Below are 20,505 nucleotides of genomic sequence, written 5' to 3' on the forward strand. Positions count from 1 at the left end.
ACGCCTCCAGTGTTATTTTTTTCTTAGTGCAGGGTTGGCTTGCGTACTTCCGGGGCCGTTGGCTGCGGATGCGCGAAGGTGTCGTGGCACAGCAGCGCCGCAACGCGCACGTACTCAACAATCTCTTCAAGCGACATCTCAAGCTCTTCCTGATCTTCTTCTTCGTCGTAACCGAGCTGGGCAATATTGCGCAGATCGTCAATCGCTTCGCCGGTTTCGCCTTTTATCTTATCCAGACGCGGCTGCGTCACGCCAAGACCGAGCAGGAAGTGGTTAACCCAGCCGGCCAGCGCATCGGCGCGATCGAACACCGTCGCGTCGTCGCCATCAGGCAGATAAAGCTGAAAAAGGAAGCCGTCGTCTTCCAGCGCATCGCTGGTAGCGGCATGCATTTTACGCAGCGATTCGGACAGATCGTGGCTGAAGGCCAGACCTTCGTTAGTGAGGTCGTGAACCAGCGGCTGCCAGCTGCTGTCGTTGTTTCCGCCACAGAGGATCCCACTCAGCAAACCGTGCATTTCGGCAGGGGTTAAGCCCACACCCTGTTGATTCAATAACTGGTTCAGGTCGTTGTAACCAGGCATTTCGTTCTGTATAGACATGCGCATTCATCGTCGTTGGGGGGAATATCGTGATATGCTACCACTTTGGACCCTGGTGATACCAGAAAAGGGCTTGTATCTTCATACCAGGGTAGCTATAGTGTCGCCCCTTCGCAGACCCGGTCAGGGTGTGAAGGCCGCGCAGTCAATCAGCAGGAAGGTGGCATGTCTGCACAACCCGTCGATATCCAAATTTTTGGCCGTTCACTGCGAGTGAATTGCCCGCCTGAACAAAGGGATGCCCTTCAACAGGCCGCGGACGATCTGAATCAGCGGTTGCAAGATCTGAAAGAACGCACTAGAGTCACAAATACTGAGCAACTGGTCTTTATTGCCGCGCTGAATATCAGCTATGAGTTGACTCAGGAAAAGGTGAAAACCCGCGATTACGCCTCCAGTATGGAGCAGCGTATTCGGATGTTACAGCAGACCATAGAACAAGCATTGCTTGACCAGGGTCGCATAACAGAAAGAACGGGACAAAAGATTGAATAACACTTCATGGTCACCTGTGGTAGAGTAACCCTGAAGACAAAATTTCTCTGAGATGTTCGCAAGCGGGCCAGTCCCCTGAGCCGATATTTCATACCACAAGAATGTGGCGCTCCACGATTGGTGAGCATGCTCGGTCCGTCCGAGAAGCCTTAAAATTGTGACGACGCATTCACCTTGAACCAAGGGTTCAAGGGTTACAGCCTGCGGCGGCATCTCGGAGATTCCCTCTTTCTTCCACTACCATGCATCATGACGCAACTTCCTGAAGTCACGATATCCCGACAGTCACTTCGCCAGACCATCCGGCAACGCCGTCGTTCGCTCAAAAGTTCCCAACAACAGCACTTTGCCCAACAGGCCGCCGCCCGCATGATGGCGTATCCGCCGTTAGTAATGGCCCATACCGTTGCGGTGTTTTTATCCTTTGACGGTGAGCTTGACACCCAGCCGCTGATTGAGCAGCTGTGGCGGGCAGGCAAACGTGTTTACCTTCCGGTAATTCACCCCTTCAGCCCCGGCAATCTGCTGTTTTTACACTATCATCCACACAGTGAACTGGTGGTGAATCAGTTTAAGATCCGCGAACCTGCGCTTGACGTGCGTGACGTTCTTCCGCTGGCGGAACTCGATGTGCTGATTGTGCCTCTGGTGGCGTTTGATGCCGAGGGGCAGCGTCTGGGAATGGGGGGCGGATTCTACGACCGAACTCTGCAAAACTATCGCCAGCACGGTATTCAGCCCGTAGGCTATGCCCATGACTGCCAGCAGGTTGCAGCGATCCCGGCCGAAGCCTGGGATATTCCACTGCCTGCGGTCATCACGCCGTCAAAAGTGTGGCAGTTTTAAATCCCTCCCCCGACGGGAGAGGGATTGAGAGAGATTAGTACAGCATACGGGCGCGGATAGTCCCCGGGATCGCCTTCATGCTCAGCAGCGCTTTCTGCGCCACATCTTCTTCCGCTTCAATATCAATAACCACATAGCCCATCTGCGGCGTTGTCTGCAGATACTGCGCGGCAATGTTGACGCCCTGATCGGCAAAAATCTGGTTCAGCACGGTCAGTACGCCCGGACGGTTTTCGTGGATGTGCAGCAGGCGACGCCCGCCGTGCAGCGGCAGTGAAACTTCCGGGAAGTTAACGGCGGAGAGCGTAGAGCCGTTATCAGAGTACTTCGCGAGTTTCCCCGCCACCTCAAGACCAATGTTTTCCTGCGCTTCCTGGGTTGAGCCGCCGATATGCGGCGTCAGGATCACGTTATCAAACTCACACAGCGGTGAGTTAAACGGATCGCTGTTGGTGGCAGGCTCCGTCGGGAAGACGTCAATCGCCGCCCCGGCCAGATGTTTGCTCGCCAGCGCATCGCACAGCGCCGGGATATCCACCACGGTGCCGCGAGAGGCGTTAATCAGCAGCGAGCCCGGCTTCATCAGCGCCAGCTCATGCGGCCCCATCAGGTTTTTAGTGGAGGCATTTTCCGGCACGTGCAGGGTGACCACATCGCTCATGTTCAGCAGATCGGAGAGGTGCTGAACCTGGGTGGCATTGCCGAGCGGTAGTTTGTTTTCGATATCATAGAAAAAGACGTGCATGCCGAGCGATTCCGCCAGGATACCAAGCTGGGTACCAATGTGGCCGTAGCCAATGATCCCAAGCTTTTTGCCGCGAGCTTCAAAGCAACCTACAGCCTGTTTGTTCCACAGACCCCGGTGGGCTTTGGCGTTGGCTTCCGGTACGCCGCGCAGCAGTAGCAGAAGTTCACCGATAACCAGTTCTGCCACCGAGCGGGTATTGGAGAACGGGGCGTTGAACACCGGGATACCCCGGCTGGCCGCTGCCATCAGGTCAACCTGGTTGGTGCCAATACAGAAGCAGCCGACGGCCACCAGTTTCTCCGCCGCCTGGAAGATCTCTTCGGTCAGATGGGTGCGGGAACGCAGGCCAATGAAGTGGGCATCACGGATCGACTCTTTCAGTTGCTCAGGATCGAGTGCACCTTTGTGAAACTCGATGTTGGTGTAACCTGCGGCACGAAGATTATCCACCGCTTTCTGGTGTACGCCTTCAACCAACAGAAACTTAATCTTGTCTTTTTCCAGTGATACCTTAGCCATTTCCCCGCCCTGTCTTTCTGCTTGTGATGTTGTCTTGTGTTGTGTTGAACGAAAGTCCGTCTAAGCAACATATCAAAAAAAACTATCGCGGCAATATGAACGTTTGCGTCAGGCATTTGAGGAAATGTCATACAGGGGGAAAAGGCAGGAGAAAATGCTAATGCAGAGAAATATGACAGAATGATTAACAGATGCGCTAACAAAATGTGACAGAAGTCACCAAATATCACCAGGCAAAAATTTTTACGGGAGGACAATGCCTCCCGTCAGATCATTTCACAATGGTTTTAACGCCGTCGGCGGTGCCAATCAGCGCAACATCTGCACCACGATTGGCGAACAGACCGACCGTTACCACGCCCGGAATGCCGTTGATGGCATTTTCCATCGCGACAGGATCGAGGATTTCCATCCCGTACACGTCGAGGATCACGTTACCGTTGTCGGTCACTACGCCCTGACGATATTCCGGACGGCCACCGAGTTTCACCAGCTCACGCGCTACGGCGCTGCGGGCCATCGGGATCACTTCAACCGGCAGCGGGAAGTTGCCCAGAATATCGACCTGCTTGGAGGAGTCCGCGATGCAGATAAACTTGTCTGCGACAGACGCGATAATCTTTTCGCGAGTCAAAGCCGCACCGCCGCCCTTAATCATCTGCATGTGGCCGTTAATTTCGTCGGCACCGTCGACGTAAATCCCCAGACGGTCAACTTCGTTAAGATCGAATACGGTGATACCGAGGCTTTTCAGTTTCTCGGTAGAAGCGTCCGAACTGGAAACCGCCCCTTCAATCTGCCCTTTCATGGTGCCCAGCGCGTCAATAAAATGCGCCGCCGTGGACCCCGTACCGACACCAACGATGGTGCCCGGTTGTACATACTGAAGTGCTGCCCAGCCTACTGCTTTTTTCAGTTCATCCTGCGTCATGATTCTTACCCATGGAGTGATTAGGTGCGGGCATTATAAAACATTACCGGAAAGCATGTGTCATGCCAGCTCACCAATTTGGTCTGTATCAAAGACAAATTTATGTCATAGTGCGAACAACAGACATCACAGGAGTTAGCCAGATCTGATGAAACGACCTGACTACAGAACACTACAGGCGTTGGATGCGGTCATCCGGGAACGAGGCTTCGAGCGCGCCGCGCAGAAGCTGTGTATTACCCAGTCCGCCGTTTCGCAGCGTATTAAGCAGCTGGAGAACATGTTCGGCCAGCCATTGCTGGTGCGTACCGTTCCCCCCCGCCCGACCGAGCAGGGACAAAAGCTGCTGGCGCTGCTGCGTCAGGTTGAACTCCTGGAAGAGGAATGGCTGGGGGATGAACAAACCGGCTCAACCCCGCTGCTGCTTTCGCTGGCGGTCAACGCCGACAGCCTGGCCACCTGGCTGCTGCCTGCGCTGGCGGGCGTACTGGCAAACTCCCCTATCCGCCTGAATTTACAGGTGGAAGACGAAACGCGCACTCAGGAGCGCCTGCGTCGGGGTGAAGTGGTAGGCGCTGTGAGTATTCAGCCCCAGGCGCTGCCAAGCTGTCTGGTGGATCAACTCGGGGCGCTGGACTACCTGTTCGTTGCCTCAAAGCCTTTTGCCGAGCGCTATTTCCCGAACGGCGTCACCCGCGCATCGCTGCTGAAAGCCCCCGTCGTCGCTTTCGATCATCTCGACGACATGCATCAGGCGTTTTTGCAGCAGCACTTCGATCTGCCACCGGGCAGCGTGCCGTGCCACATCGTGAACTCGTCGGAAGCGTTTGTGCAGCTGGCGCGTCAAAGCACCACCTGCTGTATGATCCCGCATCTGCAAATTGAAAAGGAGCTGGCCTCTGGCGAACTTATCGATCTGACCCCAGGTCTGTTCCAGCGCCGGATGCTCTACTGGCATCGTTTTGCGCCAGAAAGCCGCATGATGCGCCGGGTTACCGACGCGCTCGTGGAATATGGCCACAAAGTCCTGCGTCAGAATTAAGCCGTTTATCGCCGGATAACGCGTGGTTATCCGGCTCCCGCCTTTTCACGTTATCTCCACCACGTCTTTGAAATCCATCACAAAATAAAATACAGCACGCGGCAAAAAACGACGCCCTGTTAGCTATTTTTTGCTGGCGACAAGCCCGCTGAAAGAGCTCACCGTATTCGCAAATATTCAAATTATTGCGTAATACGGAGCAAAAAATGGTTAACACGCTGGAATGGCAAAAACTCGCCAACAAAGAGCTCAGCAGACGGGAACAAACCGTGGCATCGCTGGAACGGCAAACGGCGGAAGGGATTGCCATCAAGCCACTGTATACCGAAGCCGATCTCGATAATCTGGAAGTCACCGGCACGCTCCCCGGCCTGCCGCCCTACGTCCGCGGCCCGCGCGCCACGATGTATACCGCCCAGCCATGGACAATTCGTCAGTATGCCGGGTTCTCCACCGCCAAAGAGTCCAACGCATTTTACCGCCGTAACCTCGCCGCCGGACAAAAAGGGCTTTCAGTCGCCTTTGACCTTGCCACTCACCGAGGCTATGACTCTGACAACCCGCGCGTGGCGGGCGATGTCGGCAAAGCGGGGGTGGCGATTGATACCGTCGAAGACATGAAGGTGCTGTTCGACCAGATCCCGCTGGATAAGATGTCCGTATCAATGACCATGAACGGTGCGGTATTGCCGGTGATGGCGTTTTATATCGTGGCAGCCCAGGAGCAAGGCGTTACGCCAGAGCAGCTGACCGGGACTATCCAGAACGATATTCTGAAAGAGTATCTGTGCCGCAACACCTACATTTATCCACCCAAACCCTCGATGCGCATTATCGCCGACATCATTGCCTGGTGTTCGGGCAACATGCCGCGCTTTAACACCATCAGCATCAGTGGATATCACATGGGTGAAGCCGGCGCCAACTGCGTACAGCAGGTCGCTTTCACCCTGGCCGACGGCATTGAATATATTAAAGCCGCGCTGTCTGCCGGGCTGAAAATTGACGACTTCGCCCCACGTCTGTCGTTCTTTTTTGGCATCGGCATGGATCTGTTTATGAACGTCGCGATGCTGCGCGCCGCCCGCTATCTGTGGAGCGAAGCGGTGAGTAGTTTTGGCGCCACCAACCCGAAATCCTTAGCCCTGCGCACCCATTGCCAGACCTCAGGCTGGAGCCTGACCGAGCAGGATCCCTATAACAACGTGGTCCGTACCACCATTGAGGCGCTCGGTGCCACGCTCGGCGGGACACAGTCTCTGCATACCAATGCCTTTGATGAGGCGCTTGGTCTGCCTACGGATTTCTCGGCCCGCATCGCGCGTAATACTCAGATAATCATCCAGGAAGAGTCAGAGATCTGCCGCACCGTCGATCCACTGGCGGGATCGTATTACGTCGAATCACTCACCGATCAGATCGTTAAGCAGGCGCGCACCATCATCCAACAGATTGATGAGGCTGGAGGGATGGCGAAGGCGATCGAGGCCGGGCTCCCCAAACGCATGATTGAAGAAGCCTCGGCGCGCGAACAGTCGCTGATCGACCAGGGCAAGCGAGTCATCGTCGGCGTCAACAAGTACAAGCTGGATAAAGAAGACGAAACCGCGGTGCTGGAAATCGACAACGTGAAAGTGCGCAACGAGCAGATTGCCTCGTTGCAGCATATCCGCGCCACTCGCGATAACGCTGCCGTCAAAAATGCGCTAACGGCGCTGACCCACGCGGCGCAACATCATGAAAACCTGCTGGCCGCCGCCGTCGAAGCCGCACGCGTTCGTGCCACGCTCGGGGAAATTTCCGACGCGCTGGAAACCGCCTTTGACCGCTATCTGGTCCCCAGCCAGTGCGTCACCGGCGTGATTGCGCAAAGCTACCATCAGTCTGATAAATCGGCTGACGAGTTCGATGCCATTCTTGCGCAAACGGATCGATTCCTGGAAGAGAACGGTCGTCGCCCACGCATTTTGATCGCCAAAATGGGCCAGGATGGCCACGATCGCGGTGCAAAAGTGATCGCCAGCGCCTACTCCGATCTTGGTTTCGATGTCGATCTCAGCCCGATGTTCTCGACACCGGAAGAGATTGCTCGCCTGGCAGTAGAAAATGATGTCCATGTCATCGGCGCCTCATCGCTGGCCGCAGGCCATAAGACATTGATTCCACAGCTGGTTACAGCCCTCAAAGCGTGGGGTCGTGAGGATATCTGCGTGGTGGCAGGCGGTGTGATCCCTCCACAGGATTATGCTTTTTTGCACGAGCGCGGCGTTGCGGCCATTTACGGCCCCGGCACCCCGATGCTCGATAGCGTCCGCGATGTACTCACCCGCATCAGCCAGCATCATGATTAACGCCACCACGCTTGCGGATTCCGTCCGTCTCCTGCGTCTGGGCGATCGCGCCACGCTCGCCCAGGCCATGACGCTGGTTGAAAGCCATCATCCCCGTCACCAGGCGCTAAGCACACAGCTGCTGGACGCCATTATGCCGTTCACCGGTCGCGCCCTGCGCCTGGGGATCACCGGCACGCCGGGCGCGGGGAAAAGCACCTTTCTGGAAGTCTTCGGGATGCTGCTGATTCGTCGGGGATTGCGGGTCGCCGTGATTGCGGTCGATCCCAGCAGTCCGGTCAGCGGCGGCAGCATTCTTGGCGACAAAACCAGGATGACCCAGCTGGCGCGCGCAGAGGGAGCCTTCATTCGCCCGGTACCGTCCAGCGGACATTTAGGGGGCGCCAGCCAGCGCGCACGCGAGCTCATGCTGCTCTGCGAGGCGGCAAACTTCGACGTGGTGATTGTCGAGACCGTCGGCGTCGGGCAGTCCGAAACCGAAGTTGCCCATATGGTCGACTGCTTTATTTCGTTACAGACAGCAGGCGGCGGCGATGAGATCCAGGGCATTAAAAAAGGGCTTATGGAGATGGCAGATCTGATTGTCATCAACAAGGATGACGGTGATAACCGCAACCAGGTCGCCATTGCCCGCCATATGTACGAATCCGCCCTGCACATTCTGCGCCGCAAATATGACGAGTGGCAGCCACGGGTTCTGACCTGTAGCGCACTCGAAAAACGCGGTATCGAGGAAATCTGGCAAGCGATATCCGACTTCCAGACGCGTCTTACCGACAGCGGTCGGCTGGAAAAAAACCGTCAGCTGCAGGCCGTGGACTGGTTGCAAAAGCAGACCGAAGAAGAAGCGCTACACCTGCTCTTTACCCACGCTGACTTCAAACGCTATTTCCAGCAAACGCTGCTGTCAGTGAAAAAAAATGACCTTTCGCCGCGCGCCGGTTTGCGGCATATCAGCGAATTTATCCAGCATCATTACTTTGAATAAAGAGAACATTATGTCCTATCACTACGTCAAGGTTGTTATCATTCAGAAAGTTGCGGTCATTGAATTCAATTATGCCCGCAAGCTTAACGCGCTGAGCAAAGTGTTTATTGACGATCTCACCAGGGCACTCAGCGATCTCAATCGCCCTGAAATTCGCTGCATCATTTTGCGCGCCCCGAGCGGAGCAAAAGTGTTCTCTGCCGGGCATGACATTCACGAGCTGCCCACCGGACGTCGCGATCCGCTCTCCTATGACGATCCGCTACGCCAGATAACCCGCATGATCCAAAAATACCCCAAACCGGTGATCTCGATGGTCGAGGGCAGCGTCTGGGGCGGCGCTTTTGAAATGATCATGAGTTCCGATCTGATCATCGCCGCCGAAACCTCAACGTTCTCAATGACCCCGGTCAACCTCGGTGTGCCGTATAACCTGGTGGGTATACACAACCTGACCCGCGATGCGGGTTTCCATATCGTTAAAGAGCTGATTTTCACCGCCCTGCCGATCACCGCGCAGCGCGCGCTGGCGGTCGGCATTCTCAACCACGTCGTCGATGCCGAAGAGCTGGAGGATTTCACCCTGCAGATGGCGCACCACATCTCGGAAAAAGCGCCGCTGGCAATTGCGGTCATTAAGGAAGAACTGCGCGTCCTTGGCGAAGCGCACACCATGAACTCCGATGAATTTGAACGCATTCAGGGTATGCGTCGCGCCGTTTACGACAGCGATGATTATCAGGAAGGGATGAACGCGTTTCTGGGAAAACGTAAACCCAATTTTGTCGGCCATTAATACCGTTTAGCGGGAGGAGACGGGCATGAAACAGATGAATGCCGAAGAAGCGGCAGAAATTATCCAGCACGATGATATGGTGGCGTTCAGCGGTTTTACGCCCGCAGGTTCCCCAAAAGCGCTGCCCGCTGCGATTGCCCAACGAGCCCGCGAACAGCATCTGGCCGGGAAGCCCTTCCAGATCCGCCTGTTGACCGGAGCATCAATTAGCGCAGCCGCTGATGATGCGCTATCAAAGGCGGACGCCCTTTCCTGGCGTGCGCCTTATCAAACGTCACCCGGCCTGCGTGAGAAAATCAATCAGGGTCAGGTAAGGTTTATCGACCTCCATCTGAGTGAAGTGGCGCAGATGGTTAATTACGGTTTTTTCGGCGACATCGATGTCGCTGTCATCGAAGCCTCCGCCATTACGCCTGATGGTCGGATCTGGCTTTCCAGCGGTATCGGTAATGCGCCCACCTGGCTGCTGCGGGCGAAAAAAGTCATTATTGAATTGAATCATTACCATAGCCCACGAGTGGCGGAGCTTGCCGACATCGTGATCCCCGGGGCGCCGCCGCGCCGTAACAGCGTCCCCATTTTTCATACCATGGATCGCATAGGAAGCCAGTACGTTCAGATAGACCCGAAAAAAATCATCGCGGTAGTCGAAACCGAGCTACCCGATGCCGGAAATGCGTTGGATAAAACCAATCCTGTCTGCCAGCAAATCGCTGACAATGTGGTCTCCTTCCTGCTGGAAGAGATGGCGCGCGGACGTATTCCGCCAGAATTTCTGCCCCTGCAAAGCGGCGTCGGTAATATTAACAATGCGGTCATGGCGAGACTCGGTGAGAACCCCGATATTCCACCTTTTATGATGTATTCAGAAGTGCTGCAGGGATCGGTGGTGCATCTGCTGGAAACAGGTAAAGTCACCGGTGCCAGCGCCTCCAGCCTGACGGTATCTGCGCCATCGCTGCGGAATATTTATGACAATATGGATTTCTTCGCCAGCCGGATAGTGCTGCGCCCGCAGGAGATCTCCAATAACCCGGAGATCATCCGTCGGCTGGGGGTTATCGCGCTCAACGTCGGTCTGGAATTCGATATCTATGGCCACGCCAACTCCACGCACGTCGCGGGGGTGAACCTGATAAACGGTATTGGCGGCAGCGGCGATTTCGAACGCAACGCCTACCTGTCGATATTCATGGCTCCGTCGATTGCCAAAGAGGGGAAAATATCTGCCATCGTGCCTATGTGTAGCCATGTCGATCACAGCGAACACAGCGTCAAAGTGATCGTCACCGAACAGGGGATTGCCGATCTGCGCGGATTATCCCCGCTACAACGGGCGCACACCATCATCGACAACTGCGCCCATCCTCTGTACCGCGATTATCTGCACCACTATCTGGAAAACGCCCCCGGCGGACATATCCATCACGATCTCAGCCATGCGTTCGATCTGCATCGTCACCTGCTGGAAACCGGCTCTATGCTGGGTTAATTTTCCGTACCATCACGATCCTCAGCAATCTGCTGGAGCATCGTGGTGGTATAGCGATGATTTTTCAGCGAATAGAGAAACTCCTGCATGTACATTGGGCTGCCGGGAGCATCAAAATACTTCAGCGTCGACGGATTCACTAAGCGCCAGGCAAAATAGGGAATAACCGTCAGAAACTGTCCACGCTCCACCGCGCTGATCTTGGCCATAAAGCTGTAAGGACGATAAATAATCGTCGGGTTGATCCCGCTGGGGCGCATCCAGGCATCCAGCATCGCCTCAAAATTGGCCCGATTCTGGAAACGCATTTGTAGCCAGGGTAGCTCTCGTAGCAGATCCTGCGGCTGTTTTTCCTCGTAACGCCGGGATACCAGAAACCCCAGACGCAAAGGAGGTAGCTCACTGACCGCCAGGTTTTCCAGCCCCTGCACGCGAGGGGAAACATGCTGCGGTGAAATAATAAAATCAAGCTGCCGGTCGAACAGGTTATCGATCACCTCATTCTCGCTGAACTCCACCGCCTGGGTGGTCACCCCTTCGTATTTATCACCAAGGCTAATCAGCTGGTCAAAAATAATGGTCGGATAGGTATTGTCGATACCGATAACGACATCTCGTCGGCGACGAGAAGAGTTGTGGATTTCGTTATCAATGGCTGAGAGCCGCTGATAGACAGGAAAGAGTTTCTGGTACAGGTCCTGCCCGGCCTTATTGAGGCTGATGTTATTATCTTTACGATTAAACAGCGTATAGCCTATTTGCTCTTCCAGTGCGGCGATGCTTTTCCCGAAGGGTGATGCGGTCATGTGTATTTTTTCTGCAGCTCTGGCGATGTTATTGGTCTGTGCCAGCAGAATAAAATTACGCATCTTTTTTGAGATAAAAATATCCATAGTCACCTCATAAAATCACTATGGCATATCCTCATTCAGACCAAAAAAAAGACTCGCGGTGCGGTCTCATTTTTACAGTTACTCACAGAAAAAACCCGGCTGGGTAGCCGGGTCTGCAATCATTACTGCGCTTTAGCAGGCGTTGCCGCTGCCTGACCCGCTGCGGGCTCCAGCTGGAACACCACATCAACCTGATCGTCAAACTGAATCGTCGGCTGCTCATAGGTTTCCTGCGCAGATACCGGGGCATCGGCGGCTTTCATCATCCGTACCATCGGGCTCGGCTGATAGTTAGAAACGTGGTAGCGCACGCTGTACACCGGGCCGAGCTTGCTGTTGAAACCAGCGGCCAGCTCTTTTGCCTGATGAATGGCATCATCGATAGCGGCTTTACGCGCCTTATCTTTATAGGACTCTGGCTGCGCAACGCCAAGCGATACAGAACGGATTTCGTTCAGACCCGCTTTCAGCGCGCCATCCAGCAGAGAATTCAGCTTGTCTAACTGACGCAGAGTGACCTCAACGGTGCGCACTGCGCGGTAGCCTTTAAGGACGCTTTTGCCATTCTGATAGTCGTAGTCTGGCTGCGTGCGCAGGTTAGCGGAGCTAATGTCTTTCTTCGCGACACCGCTCTGTTCAAGGAAAGAGAGGTACTGCGCCACGCGATCGTCAGCCTGTTTCTTCGCGGTCGCGGCGTCTTTCGCGGCGATATTGACTTCAATGGACATGGTCGCAATATCCGGAACCGCATCCACGCTCGCTGTGCCAGAGGTGACAATGTGCGGGCCATCCGGCAATTCATTTGCCTGGACCGCGGTTGCACTTAAACCAATCAATGCCACCAGGGCCATCACTTTGAATTTCACTGTCGTTCCTCCTTGTTACGTAGTTCACCCAAAACAGGGCGCATGCCAGCAAGCTTAGCTTCAGACCGGCAAAAGTCCATAAGATAACGCTTAGTTGAACAGGGACTGAACGTGCGTAACACCTTCTTTCGCCAGCTGAAAAGCGATAAACCACATCACCAGACCGACCAGAATATTGATGATGCGTTGCGCTTTAGCCGTTCGCAGACGCGGGGCCAGCCAGGCGGCCAGCAGCGCCAGACCGAAGAACCACAGGAATGAGGCGCTGACGGTGCCGAGCGCAAACCAACGCTTCGGTTCCATCTCAAGCTGTCCGCCCAGGCTTCCCAGCACCACAAAGGTATCGAGATAAACGTGCGGATTGAGCCAGGTCACCGCCAGCATGGTGGCGATAATCTTCCAGCGCCCCTGCTTCATCACCTCAGCGCTCGCCAGCTCAAGGTTGCTGCTCATCGCCGTTCTCAGCGCGCCAAAACCGTACCACAGCAGGAACGCTACGCCCCCCCAGGTGACCAGCGCCAGCAGCCACGGCGACTGCATCAACAGTGCGCTGCCGCCAAAAATCCCGGCGCAGATAAGCAGCAGATCGCTGACCGCACACAGCAGAGCAATCATCAGATGATACTGGCGACGGATCCCCTGATTCATGACAAAGGCGTTTTGCGGACCTAGCGGCAGGATCATGGCAGCACCAAGTGCAAGACCTTGAAAATAATAAGATAACACGATAATTTTCTCGTACAGTTCGTTAATGAGCGAGACTATAACGCGAGAGAATCATTAGAGGAAATTGATAATATTAATCAGACATTAGAGTTGCTAATTAGCATTAATGTAAAAAGGGCCGGTTAAACCGACCCTCTGCATTTTACTCTGCGCTGCTTTCTGCTGAACGCTTCACGTGCACATCCATCTGCGGATACGGGAAGCTGATACCGTTGGCATCGAAGTCACGCTTAATGTGCTCCAGCACGTCCCAGTATACGGCCTGCAGATCGCTACTTTTGCTCCACGCACGAATAACGAAGTTGATTGAGGAAGCACCCAGCTCGTTCAGACGCACGGTCATCTCACGGTCCTTCAGAATACGATCGTCAGACTGCAGGATCTGCATTACCAGCGCTTTCACCTTGTCGATATCGGTGTCGTAGGCCACGCCGATGATGAATTCATTACGGCGTACCGGCTCGCGGGAGAAGTTGATGATGTTGCCAGCGATGATTTTCCCGTTCGGGATAACCACGATTTTGCCATCCACGGTACGCATGGTGGTGGAGAAAATCTGTACGTTCAGCACGGTACCGGCGACGCCGCCGAGGTCAACATATTCACCGGCGCGGAAAGGACGGAACATCACCAGCAGCACGCCGGCCGCCAGGTTAGAGAGCGAGCCCTGCAGTGCCAGACCAACGGCCAGACCCGCGGCACCGAGTACCGCGATGACCGATGCGGTCTGCACACCCACGCGACCCAGCGCCGCAATCAGCGTAAACGCGATGATGGCATAACGCACCAGTGCGGCCAGAAAATCCGCCACGGTGGCATCAATTTTACGTGCCACCATCAGACGATTGATGGTGTTGGAAATGATCCGTGCCGCAATCATACCGACGATAACAATGGCCAGCGCCGCGACGATGTTGACGGCATAGCTCAACAGCAGCTCCTGGTTGCGCACCAGCCAGCCACCGGCATTATTTATACTGTCGACAACATTTAAATCTTCCATTTACCCTTCCTTTTGAAGAACCCTAACCATGCCAATGAGATCAGCATCACAAAAAAAGTTAACGACAAAGGTTAACAAAATTCACAGAATTTGCCATTTTTCAGAATCACCTGAGCCACAGCAAAACGTAAAATAAGAAGATTCTATGGCGTAAAGAGATTATTCCACGGGCCGGTCGATCATGCGTAAAAACCCACTCACTAAGGGGTCTTTTTGCGCGAAAAGGCGGGCAATATCGGTCACAACCTTTCCGCTGTCGGCGACTTTCCATGCCACCGAAAGTGGCGAAGGACGGCGAGGATTTACCACTTCACGCACCACCAGCGCCCCCGACTCCACGTAGGGGCGGCTCAGGCGCTCGGGCAGAAAACCGACGCCCAGCCCACTTAAATGACAGGCGAGCTTGGTGGCGATATCCGGCACCTTGATCTCTTTTTGCCCGCTCAACAGCCACGCCACCCGACGGGTCAGCGTTCGCGAAGTGTCATCAATATTAATGGCCGGATAGCGACGCAAGATATCGTCGGAGAGTACCGGTGCCGGGTGGCAGGCCAGCGGATGCGACGCGGCAATCACAAATTGCCAGCCGACATCACCGAGAGGTAATAATGAGATGGTGTTAGAGAGCGACTCCGATCCGGTGACGCCTACCGCCAGGTGGAAATCGTCGTACAGTAAGGAATCCCAGACGCCCATATACACCTGGCGCGAGACCTGGAAACGAGTAAAGGGATATTGCTGATGCAGCCAGGTGAGTAAATCTGCGGCGGCCTGCGGCTGGTACAGCAGGTTGTTCACTACAATATTCACCTGCCTTTCTACACCTTCGTTAATTTGCTGCAGCTCGTCCGGCATAGCATCGAGCCAGTTCAGCCACTGGCGGCAATGTTCCAGCAGATGCTGCCCGGCAAGCGTCAGGCTCACCGAACGGGTGGTGCGCAGAAAAAGCTGTGTGCCGACCTGCTCCTCCAGCGTTTTGATGCGGTAGCTTATCGCCGCCGGTGTTTTATGTAACGCGCTGGCGGCACGGGAGAAGCTCTCCGTCTCCGCAACCCGAATAAACGTTCGAATAGTTTCCTGATCCAGCATGATCCCTCCCGCATTGCAATGTCTGTAGCCAGTCCAGCGCCACCACCATGCCGGTCAGTATATCCGCGCCGGAGGTATGCCCGACAGACAATAAACGTCGAATGGTGGGGAGCGAGTTACGTCCCGACTGCAGGTGTCGCAACACGCGTAATACCGGGGTGGAGAACATTCCCTCTCTGGCGCTATTAAGATAACTACAGCTTACAGAAGTTGTCAGAAAAGCGAGTTGACCGGCAGGGGGTAAAAACGCGGTTCCCTGCAATCTTGCGGCCCAGGGAGTCGTCCACAGCACCGCCATCGCACCGGTAAGCATATCATCGCCGCCGGGAGTGAGCCCCGGCCCCTTGCCGATAAGCATTGACCACTCCGGTACACCACCTCGGTGCCAGATCTGCAACCCATCCCGCAGCAACCGGTAATCTTCCTGCTCGCTGTTAAGTTCATGGAGAGAACCGCACAGGCCGGTTGGAGCCTGCAGCGAAGAGAGCGCCGGGCGGCATAGCTTCCCACGCCCTGCCGTCAGCGCCAGTACTCGCCGGGCGCGCAGCACCATGCCGTCGCCCTGCAGACGCAGGCCCTGCTTTTCAACGTGTTGAAGCGTGGAGATTAAGGAGAAGTCGCGTGTCGACAGCAGCAGCCCGCCGGGCCCCATGCCTTTGCCATAGCGCCAGAAGGTCAGCAACTGCCCGTTGCGATGGGAAAAGTTTACCGCCTGAGTAAAGCGGCTGTGCAGGCTCCAGTAACCATCGGCGAGACGATCGAGCCCGGCACAGGCTAGTGCATCAATGTTCATAACGAATCAACTCCGGGGCGGCCTGCGCCGCCCCTACCTGTCAGGCGCTGATATGATGCAGCTCTGCCAGTGCTTCCAGCGCTTTTTCAAAGCACAGCAGCGGCGCACGCACGGTGCCTGCCCCCACCTGCCCGATCCCGGCTTCGCGGTGGGCAATACCGGTGTTGATAAGCGGCGTAATACCGGTTTCGACTACCCGACGAACGTCCAGACCGAGACAGGCACCTTTGAAATCCCACGACGGGATCTGGAACAACGGGTTATGGTCGAGATAAATTTCAGCCATCTCCTCTGATGTTTCCAGCGCAGCCCCCATACCGCCGGCACCAACAAAGCGCGTAACGCCCGGGGCCGCAATCATCGCAGCGCCGCCGATACCCAACGTTTCGGTAATCGCACTGTCGCCGATATCCGGGTTCGCGTCGGCCTGGCTGTAGCCGGTGAAGAACAGCCCCTGCGGCGTATTCACCGGAGCAGTAAACCAGCGATCGCCGGTGCCGCTAACGCGGATCCCGAACTCACGACCGTTTCGCGTCATGGCGGTGACAACCGATCCGGCTTTGATTTCTGCCGCAGCGTCCATCACCGCTTTGCTGTAGGCCATCGCCAGGTTCAGGAAGAACTGGTCGGTGACGCTCAGGAACTGCAGCACATCGGCAAGCTCGGCTTTATCGCGATCAAGACGGGCGATAACCGGCGACAGCGCGCGCAGCAACAACGAAGAAGCGGCGATATTACGTTGATGGAACTCATCACCCATGGTGATAGCCTGCGCCATCATGGCGGTCAGATCCACGCCACCTTCCATCTCGCTGAGCGCTGCCTGTAGCACCGGAGCTAAGGTATCGCGCATCCAGCGCAGACGCTGCTGCACGTCTTCGCCGTAGGCACCAAAGCGCATCACCTTACCAATGCCTTCGTTCAGGTTGCAGCAGGCCTCATTGCCGTGCACCACATCACGCACCACCAGCACCGGCATGGTCGCCGAGGTAATACCGCCCATGGGACCCACTGCGCCCACATGGTGGCATGGAATAAACTCGACTTCGCCCTGCTCCAGCAGACGCACCGCGTCGGCTTCACTGCTCGCCCAACCTTCAAACATGGCCGCGCCGATACAGGCTCCGCGCATTGGTCCGGTCATATCCTGCCACGCGATCGGCGGCCCGGCGTGCAGCAGCTTGCGCCCCTGCGCCAGCACCGGCACCGCTTCTTTCGCCGGGCGAACCGCTATCCAGTGAGGACGCGCTGCTTTAATTCGTTCAATGATGGCTTCGTTAGCCTGCGCAATTGATGAATACATATCCGTACCTCTGAACTTAACGTAACTGTTTGAGTAAACTGGCGAGACGCGCGTTACCACCGGCAACGGGCGCCCACTGATAGTGCACAACCGGCGTGTTGCTGCTTTGCAGATCCAGCGCGAAGCTACGCAGCCCGGCGTTGATCACCTGCACCCCGTCGAGCAGTGAATAATGCACATCGTGATGGGTATGGGCCTGCTGATGGGTAAGACTCACCGCCAGCAGCACCGCCTCTTCCAGGGTTTCCGCCACCGCGATACCTGCCTCACGTAGCTTTTCGCTTTGCCCGGAGCGCCCCTGCGGATCCTGCTCGGTACCGGTTAAGGTCGCGATGGTGACCAGCGGTGCGTTTGTTCCACGTTTCGCCTGCAGTTGTGCAATAGCATCCACCACGGCTCCGGCAGGATCTTCACAGGCGCCGTAGCCCAACACCACGTCGAGCAGCAGCACGCCCACTTCTGGCTGCGTCGCCAGCTTTTCGATTTCGATAGTGCGGGTCGTCGGGTCGATCATCGGATGCGGACGGCCCAGGGTGTAGCTGTCATCGCCAAGATCGACAATACGATGGCCACCCTGCGCCAGCATGACGCCGTCCGGGTGGTCTGTGCTGAGAGGAATGCCGAGGCTTGCGGAAAGCAGCATCGCCGCTTCGGCTGCCAGTGTGCCACCGGCATACAGGCCATGAATGGTTTTCCCGGCGACCATCGGTTGCAGGCCACGCTGTTGCTCAACGTGCGCCAGCAGCACCGCCAGACGCGCAGCGTCAGACAGCGACGTTGCCAGCCAGACGTTACCTTCGCGGCGCTGCTCCGGTTTGCTCCCGAGGAACAACGCCACCACCGGTTTATTCAGGGTTTGCATCGCCGTGATAATGCGTTGACGAACTTCTGCGGCCGGGGGCTTAGAGACAAAGGTAATCACCTGCGTGGCGTCGTCACCGGCCAGCATCTCCAGCGCGGTCAGCGCGCTGATACCGCCAACGTCGGCGCTTAAATCACGCCCGCCAAGACCAATGGCGTGGGAGATCCCCTGCTGGTGCAGGGCAATCTGCGAAGTTATCTCCTGGATCCCGGTGCCGGATGCACCGATGACACCGATATCCCCTTTCGGCAAGACGTTGGCAAACGCCAGCGGGCTACCGGCGATCATCGCAGTGCCGCAGTCCGGCCCCATGACAATGAGGCCGCGGGATTGCGCCAGCTTTTTCAGCTCCACTTCCTGCGCCAGCGGCACGTTGTCGGAGAACATCATCACGTTTTTATCTGCGAGCAGCCCTTCACGAGCCACGTCTGCGGCATACTCGCCCGCTACCGACACCAGCAGAAGATTAGCCTGCGGCAGTTTCTGGCAGGCACTCTCCCAGCGGCGCGCTTTCACCAGTTGGCTGGAGCTACCGGACGCATTGGCGATGGCGTTCAGCTCTTTCTCAAGCTGCTCACGGATAAGATCCATGATCCCCGGCACTTCCTGGGTCGTGCGCACCGCAACACAAATATCGTTCGGCGTCGCACTGGCGAAGTCGTCATGCCAGAACCCGGTAGAATCGAGCATCGATTTATTAGCCGGCGTTCCCATCATCACGGACACCTGATCGACCTCCGGGCGTTCGCTTAATTTGCGAGAAATAATCATCAGGCTGACGGAGTCCTGAAAACTTCCCTTCTTAATAAAGGCGTAAATCATTACCGCTACCTCTTTATGAACGTTTTTCTTTTAAAAACAGCATACTGATAAGCCCCACCACCAGAAGCGCAGCAGAGACATAGAAACTGGACGCCAGGCTGCCGGTAATATCACGGGCAGCACCGGCAATAATCGGCGCCAGAATGGAGGAGCTCATACCAATGAAATTGAACAGACCGAAGGCGGTGCTGTAGTTGTTCTCATCCACGCTGTCCGCAACCAGCGCCACCAGCACCGGATCGAGCGCCAGTTTGCCCACCAGGCCATAGATGCAGAGCGCCACGATGACCCCGGTCATGCTCGGCATCCAGACGATGGAGAGCATGCTGAGAATTGCCACCGGCACCAGGAACATAATCAGCGGTTTGCGGCGACCTAATTTGTCGGAAAGACTGGAGAATAACAGTGCGCCGGGAATAGATATCCACGCCACCAGCGAAGAAATAAACCCGGTTTCACTACCGGCAATTCCACGCTCATTTTGCAAATAATAAGGAAGCCAGGTCAGAATAACGAAGAATCCAAACAGGCTACAGAACACCATAATATAAGTCAGAATAAGGTTGCGGTTTTTCAGTAAATCGCTGAATTTACCTTTTTTAACCGCCTGACCATTTTCATCTTTGCTGCGTTTTTTCTCTTTTACGAATAGCCAGATGGCAACCCCCACCAGAATAGAAGGGATAGCCATGGCGTAAAACGGCATACGCCAGGAGTAACCTTTATCGTAGACCAGCCAGCTTGAGGTCATCAGACCGAGGGCAATACCGAACGCCATCCCGCTATTGATAATCGCACTACCAAGAGAACGGTATTTTTTCGGGATCTGCTCTGAAGAGAGGCCATACTGCGGGCCGTAATAGGTGCCTTCGCCAGCCCCGGTCACCACGCGGGCGAACAGCAAGGTGGTCCAGGTCTTGGCCCATCCGGTCACAGCAGTGAAGGCGCCAAACAGAATAAAGCCCGGTACCAGCACCTTTTTCTTACCAATTTTGTCGCCCAGTACCCCGGCCGGGACCTGCAGCAGCGCATAGGAGAAGTAGAATACCGAGTTCAGGATCCCAAGCTGGGTGCCGGTTAAACCAAACTCTTTTTCCAGTTCACCCATCACCGGGTTAAGAATGGTGCGATCGGCATACATAAAGATCCACCCTAACCAGAACAGGAATACCGTTACCCACCATGCGGGTATCCCTCTTTTTTTCGGCACATCGGCCACTTCACACGATCCAGACATAAGCAATCTCCCGGTAATCATTACCGTTGAATACCTCAGTCAATGAGGTTTGATGTTTAACTGTCTTCAACTTATCGGGTCGTAGCACTATTTCATTTGCG

Annotated in this window: 19 protein-coding genes and 1 other RNA gene; 8 read left to right on the forward strand and 12 right to left on the reverse strand. The window is 55.6% G+C overall.

The features are described 5' to 3' along the window. Positions 1 to 23 precede the first annotated feature (23 nt). Complete coding sequence (locus tag GYRE_RS12045; protein WP_146748715.1) at positions 24 to 602, reverse strand: YecA/YgfB family protein; 579 nt, start codon at positions 600 to 602, stop codon at positions 24 to 26. A gap of 165 nt (positions 603 to 767) precedes the next feature. Here GYRE_RS12045 and zapA point away from each other — a divergent pair, with 165 nt between their 5' ends. The 3 genes from zapA to GYRE_RS12055 all read left to right on the forward strand — a co-directional run bounded on the left by zapA (position 768) and on the right by GYRE_RS12055 (position 1,943). Further along, positions 768 to 1,097 (forward strand): cell division protein ZapA, encoded by a 330-nt coding sequence (zapA, locus tag GYRE_RS12050; RefSeq protein ID WP_006818392.1) that lies wholly within the window; start codon positions 768 to 770, stop codon positions 1,095 to 1,097. A 41-nt stretch (positions 1,098 to 1,138) separates the two neighbouring features. Further along, a non-coding RNA gene (ssrS, locus tag GYRE_RS23765) (6S RNA) lies at positions 1,139 to 1,322 on the forward strand. A 24-nt stretch (positions 1,323 to 1,346) separates the two neighbouring features. Further along, positions 1,347 to 1,943, forward strand: coding sequence for a 5-formyltetrahydrofolate cyclo-ligase (locus tag GYRE_RS12055; protein WP_038255515.1), 597 nt, complete (start codon positions 1,347 to 1,349; stop codon positions 1,941 to 1,943). Positions 1,944 to 1,977: 34 nt separating this feature from the next. On the opposite strand, the gene serA is transcribed toward GYRE_RS12055, so the two are convergent. Both serA and rpiA read right to left on the reverse strand, forming a co-directional pair. Next, positions 1,978 to 3,210: a phosphoglycerate dehydrogenase gene (gene serA, locus GYRE_RS12060; RefSeq protein WP_006818390.1), complete on the reverse strand. Its 1,233-nt coding sequence runs from the start codon at positions 3,208 to 3,210 to the stop codon at positions 1,978 to 1,980. A 271-nt stretch (positions 3,211 to 3,481) separates the two neighbouring features. Further along, positions 3,482 to 4,141, reverse strand: a complete 660-nt coding sequence (rpiA, locus tag GYRE_RS12065) for a ribose-5-phosphate isomerase RpiA (RefSeq protein ID WP_038255517.1) — start codon at positions 4,139 to 4,141, stop codon at positions 3,482 to 3,484. A gap of 148 nt (positions 4,142 to 4,289) precedes the next feature. Here rpiA and argP point away from each other — a divergent pair, with 148 nt between their 5' ends. From argP to scpC, 5 genes are all read left to right on the forward strand, one after another. Then, the gene (gene argP, locus GYRE_RS12070) at positions 4,290 to 5,183 is read left to right on the forward strand and encodes a DNA-binding transcriptional regulator ArgP (RefSeq protein ID WP_006818388.1); all 894 of its coding nucleotides are present in this window, start codon (positions 4,290 to 4,292) and stop codon (positions 5,181 to 5,183) included. Positions 5,184 to 5,389: 206 nt separating this feature from the next. Further along, a complete protein-coding gene (scpA, locus tag GYRE_RS12075) occupies positions 5,390 to 7,534 on the forward strand; it encodes a methylmalonyl-CoA mutase (RefSeq protein WP_006818387.1) in 2,145 nt (714 codons plus the stop codon). After that, positions 7,527 to 8,522, forward strand: coding sequence for a methylmalonyl Co-A mutase-associated GTPase MeaB (meaB, locus tag GYRE_RS12080; RefSeq protein WP_038255519.1), 996 nt, complete (start codon positions 7,527 to 7,529; stop codon positions 8,520 to 8,522). Before scpA ends, meaB begins: the two co-directional genes overlap by 8 nt. Positions 8,523 to 8,532: 10 nt before the next feature. Then, complete coding sequence (gene scpB, locus GYRE_RS12085) at positions 8,533 to 9,318, forward strand: methylmalonyl-CoA decarboxylase (protein ID WP_006818385.1); 786 nt, start codon at positions 8,533 to 8,535, stop codon at positions 9,316 to 9,318. Positions 9,319 to 9,343: 25 nt separating this feature from the next. Further along, positions 9,344 to 10,810 (forward strand): succinyl-CoA:acetate CoA-transferase ScpC, encoded by a 1,467-nt coding sequence (scpC, locus tag GYRE_RS12090; protein WP_006818384.1) that lies wholly within the window; start codon positions 9,344 to 9,346, stop codon positions 10,808 to 10,810. On the opposite strand, the gene srsR is transcribed toward scpC, so the two are convergent. The 9 genes from srsR to GYRE_RS12135 all read right to left on the reverse strand — a co-directional run bounded on the left by srsR (position 10,807) and on the right by GYRE_RS12135 (position 20,404). Beyond that, positions 10,807 to 11,703, reverse strand: a complete 897-nt coding sequence (gene srsR / locus GYRE_RS12095; RefSeq protein ID WP_006818383.1) for a LysR family transcriptional regulator SrsR — start codon at positions 11,701 to 11,703, stop codon at positions 10,807 to 10,809. The two genes, scpC and srsR, sit on opposite strands and share 4 nt — an antisense overlap. A 122-nt stretch (positions 11,704 to 11,825) precedes the next feature. Next, positions 11,826 to 12,569 carry an oxidative stress defense protein gene (locus GYRE_RS12100; RefSeq protein WP_038255521.1) on the reverse strand — a complete coding sequence of 248 codons (744 nt, stop codon included), beginning with the start codon at positions 12,567 to 12,569 and terminating at the stop codon, positions 11,826 to 11,828. Between the two features lie 90 nt (positions 12,570 to 12,659). Further along, on the reverse strand, positions 12,660 to 13,295 hold the full coding sequence (gene argO / locus GYRE_RS12105; RefSeq protein WP_038255523.1) for an arginine exporter ArgO: 636 nt from the start codon (positions 13,293 to 13,295) through the stop codon (positions 12,660 to 12,662). A 142-nt stretch (positions 13,296 to 13,437) separates the two neighbouring features. After that, positions 13,438 to 14,298 carry a small-conductance mechanosensitive channel MscS gene (locus GYRE_RS12110; protein ID WP_006818380.1) on the reverse strand — a complete coding sequence of 287 codons (861 nt, stop codon included), beginning with the start codon at positions 14,296 to 14,298 and terminating at the stop codon, positions 13,438 to 13,440. Positions 14,299 to 14,457: 159 nt separating this feature from the next. Continuing rightward, the gene (allS, locus tag GYRE_RS12115) at positions 14,458 to 15,387 is read right to left on the reverse strand and encodes an HTH-type transcriptional activator AllS (protein ID WP_038255525.1); all 930 of its coding nucleotides are present in this window, start codon (positions 15,385 to 15,387) and stop codon (positions 14,458 to 14,460) included. After that, positions 15,305 to 16,180, reverse strand: a complete 876-nt coding sequence (locus GYRE_RS12120) for an oxamate carbamoyltransferase subunit AllH family protein (RefSeq protein WP_038255527.1) — start codon at positions 16,178 to 16,180, stop codon at positions 15,305 to 15,307. The genes allS and GYRE_RS12120 overlap by 83 nt, the downstream gene beginning before the upstream one ends. A gap of 40 nt (positions 16,181 to 16,220) precedes the next feature. Beyond that, complete coding sequence (locus GYRE_RS12125; protein WP_006818377.1) at positions 16,221 to 17,483, reverse strand: YlbE family protein; 1,263 nt, start codon at positions 17,481 to 17,483, stop codon at positions 16,221 to 16,223. A gap of 16 nt (positions 17,484 to 17,499) precedes the next feature. Further along, positions 17,500 to 19,167, reverse strand: coding sequence for an acyl-CoA synthetase FdrA (locus GYRE_RS12130; RefSeq protein WP_006818376.1), 1,668 nt, complete (start codon positions 19,165 to 19,167; stop codon positions 17,500 to 17,502). A 13-nt stretch (positions 19,168 to 19,180) separates the two neighbouring features. Next, entirely contained in the window at positions 19,181 to 20,404 is a 1,224-nt protein-coding gene (locus tag GYRE_RS12135; protein WP_038255529.1) for an MFS transporter, read from the reverse strand. Positions 20,405 to 20,505: the final 101 nt, after the last annotated feature.

It is taken from the genome of Yokenella regensburgei ATCC 49455 (assembly GCF_000735455.1).
GTDB lineage: Bacteria > Pseudomonadota > Gammaproteobacteria > Enterobacterales > Enterobacteriaceae > Yokenella > Yokenella regensburgei.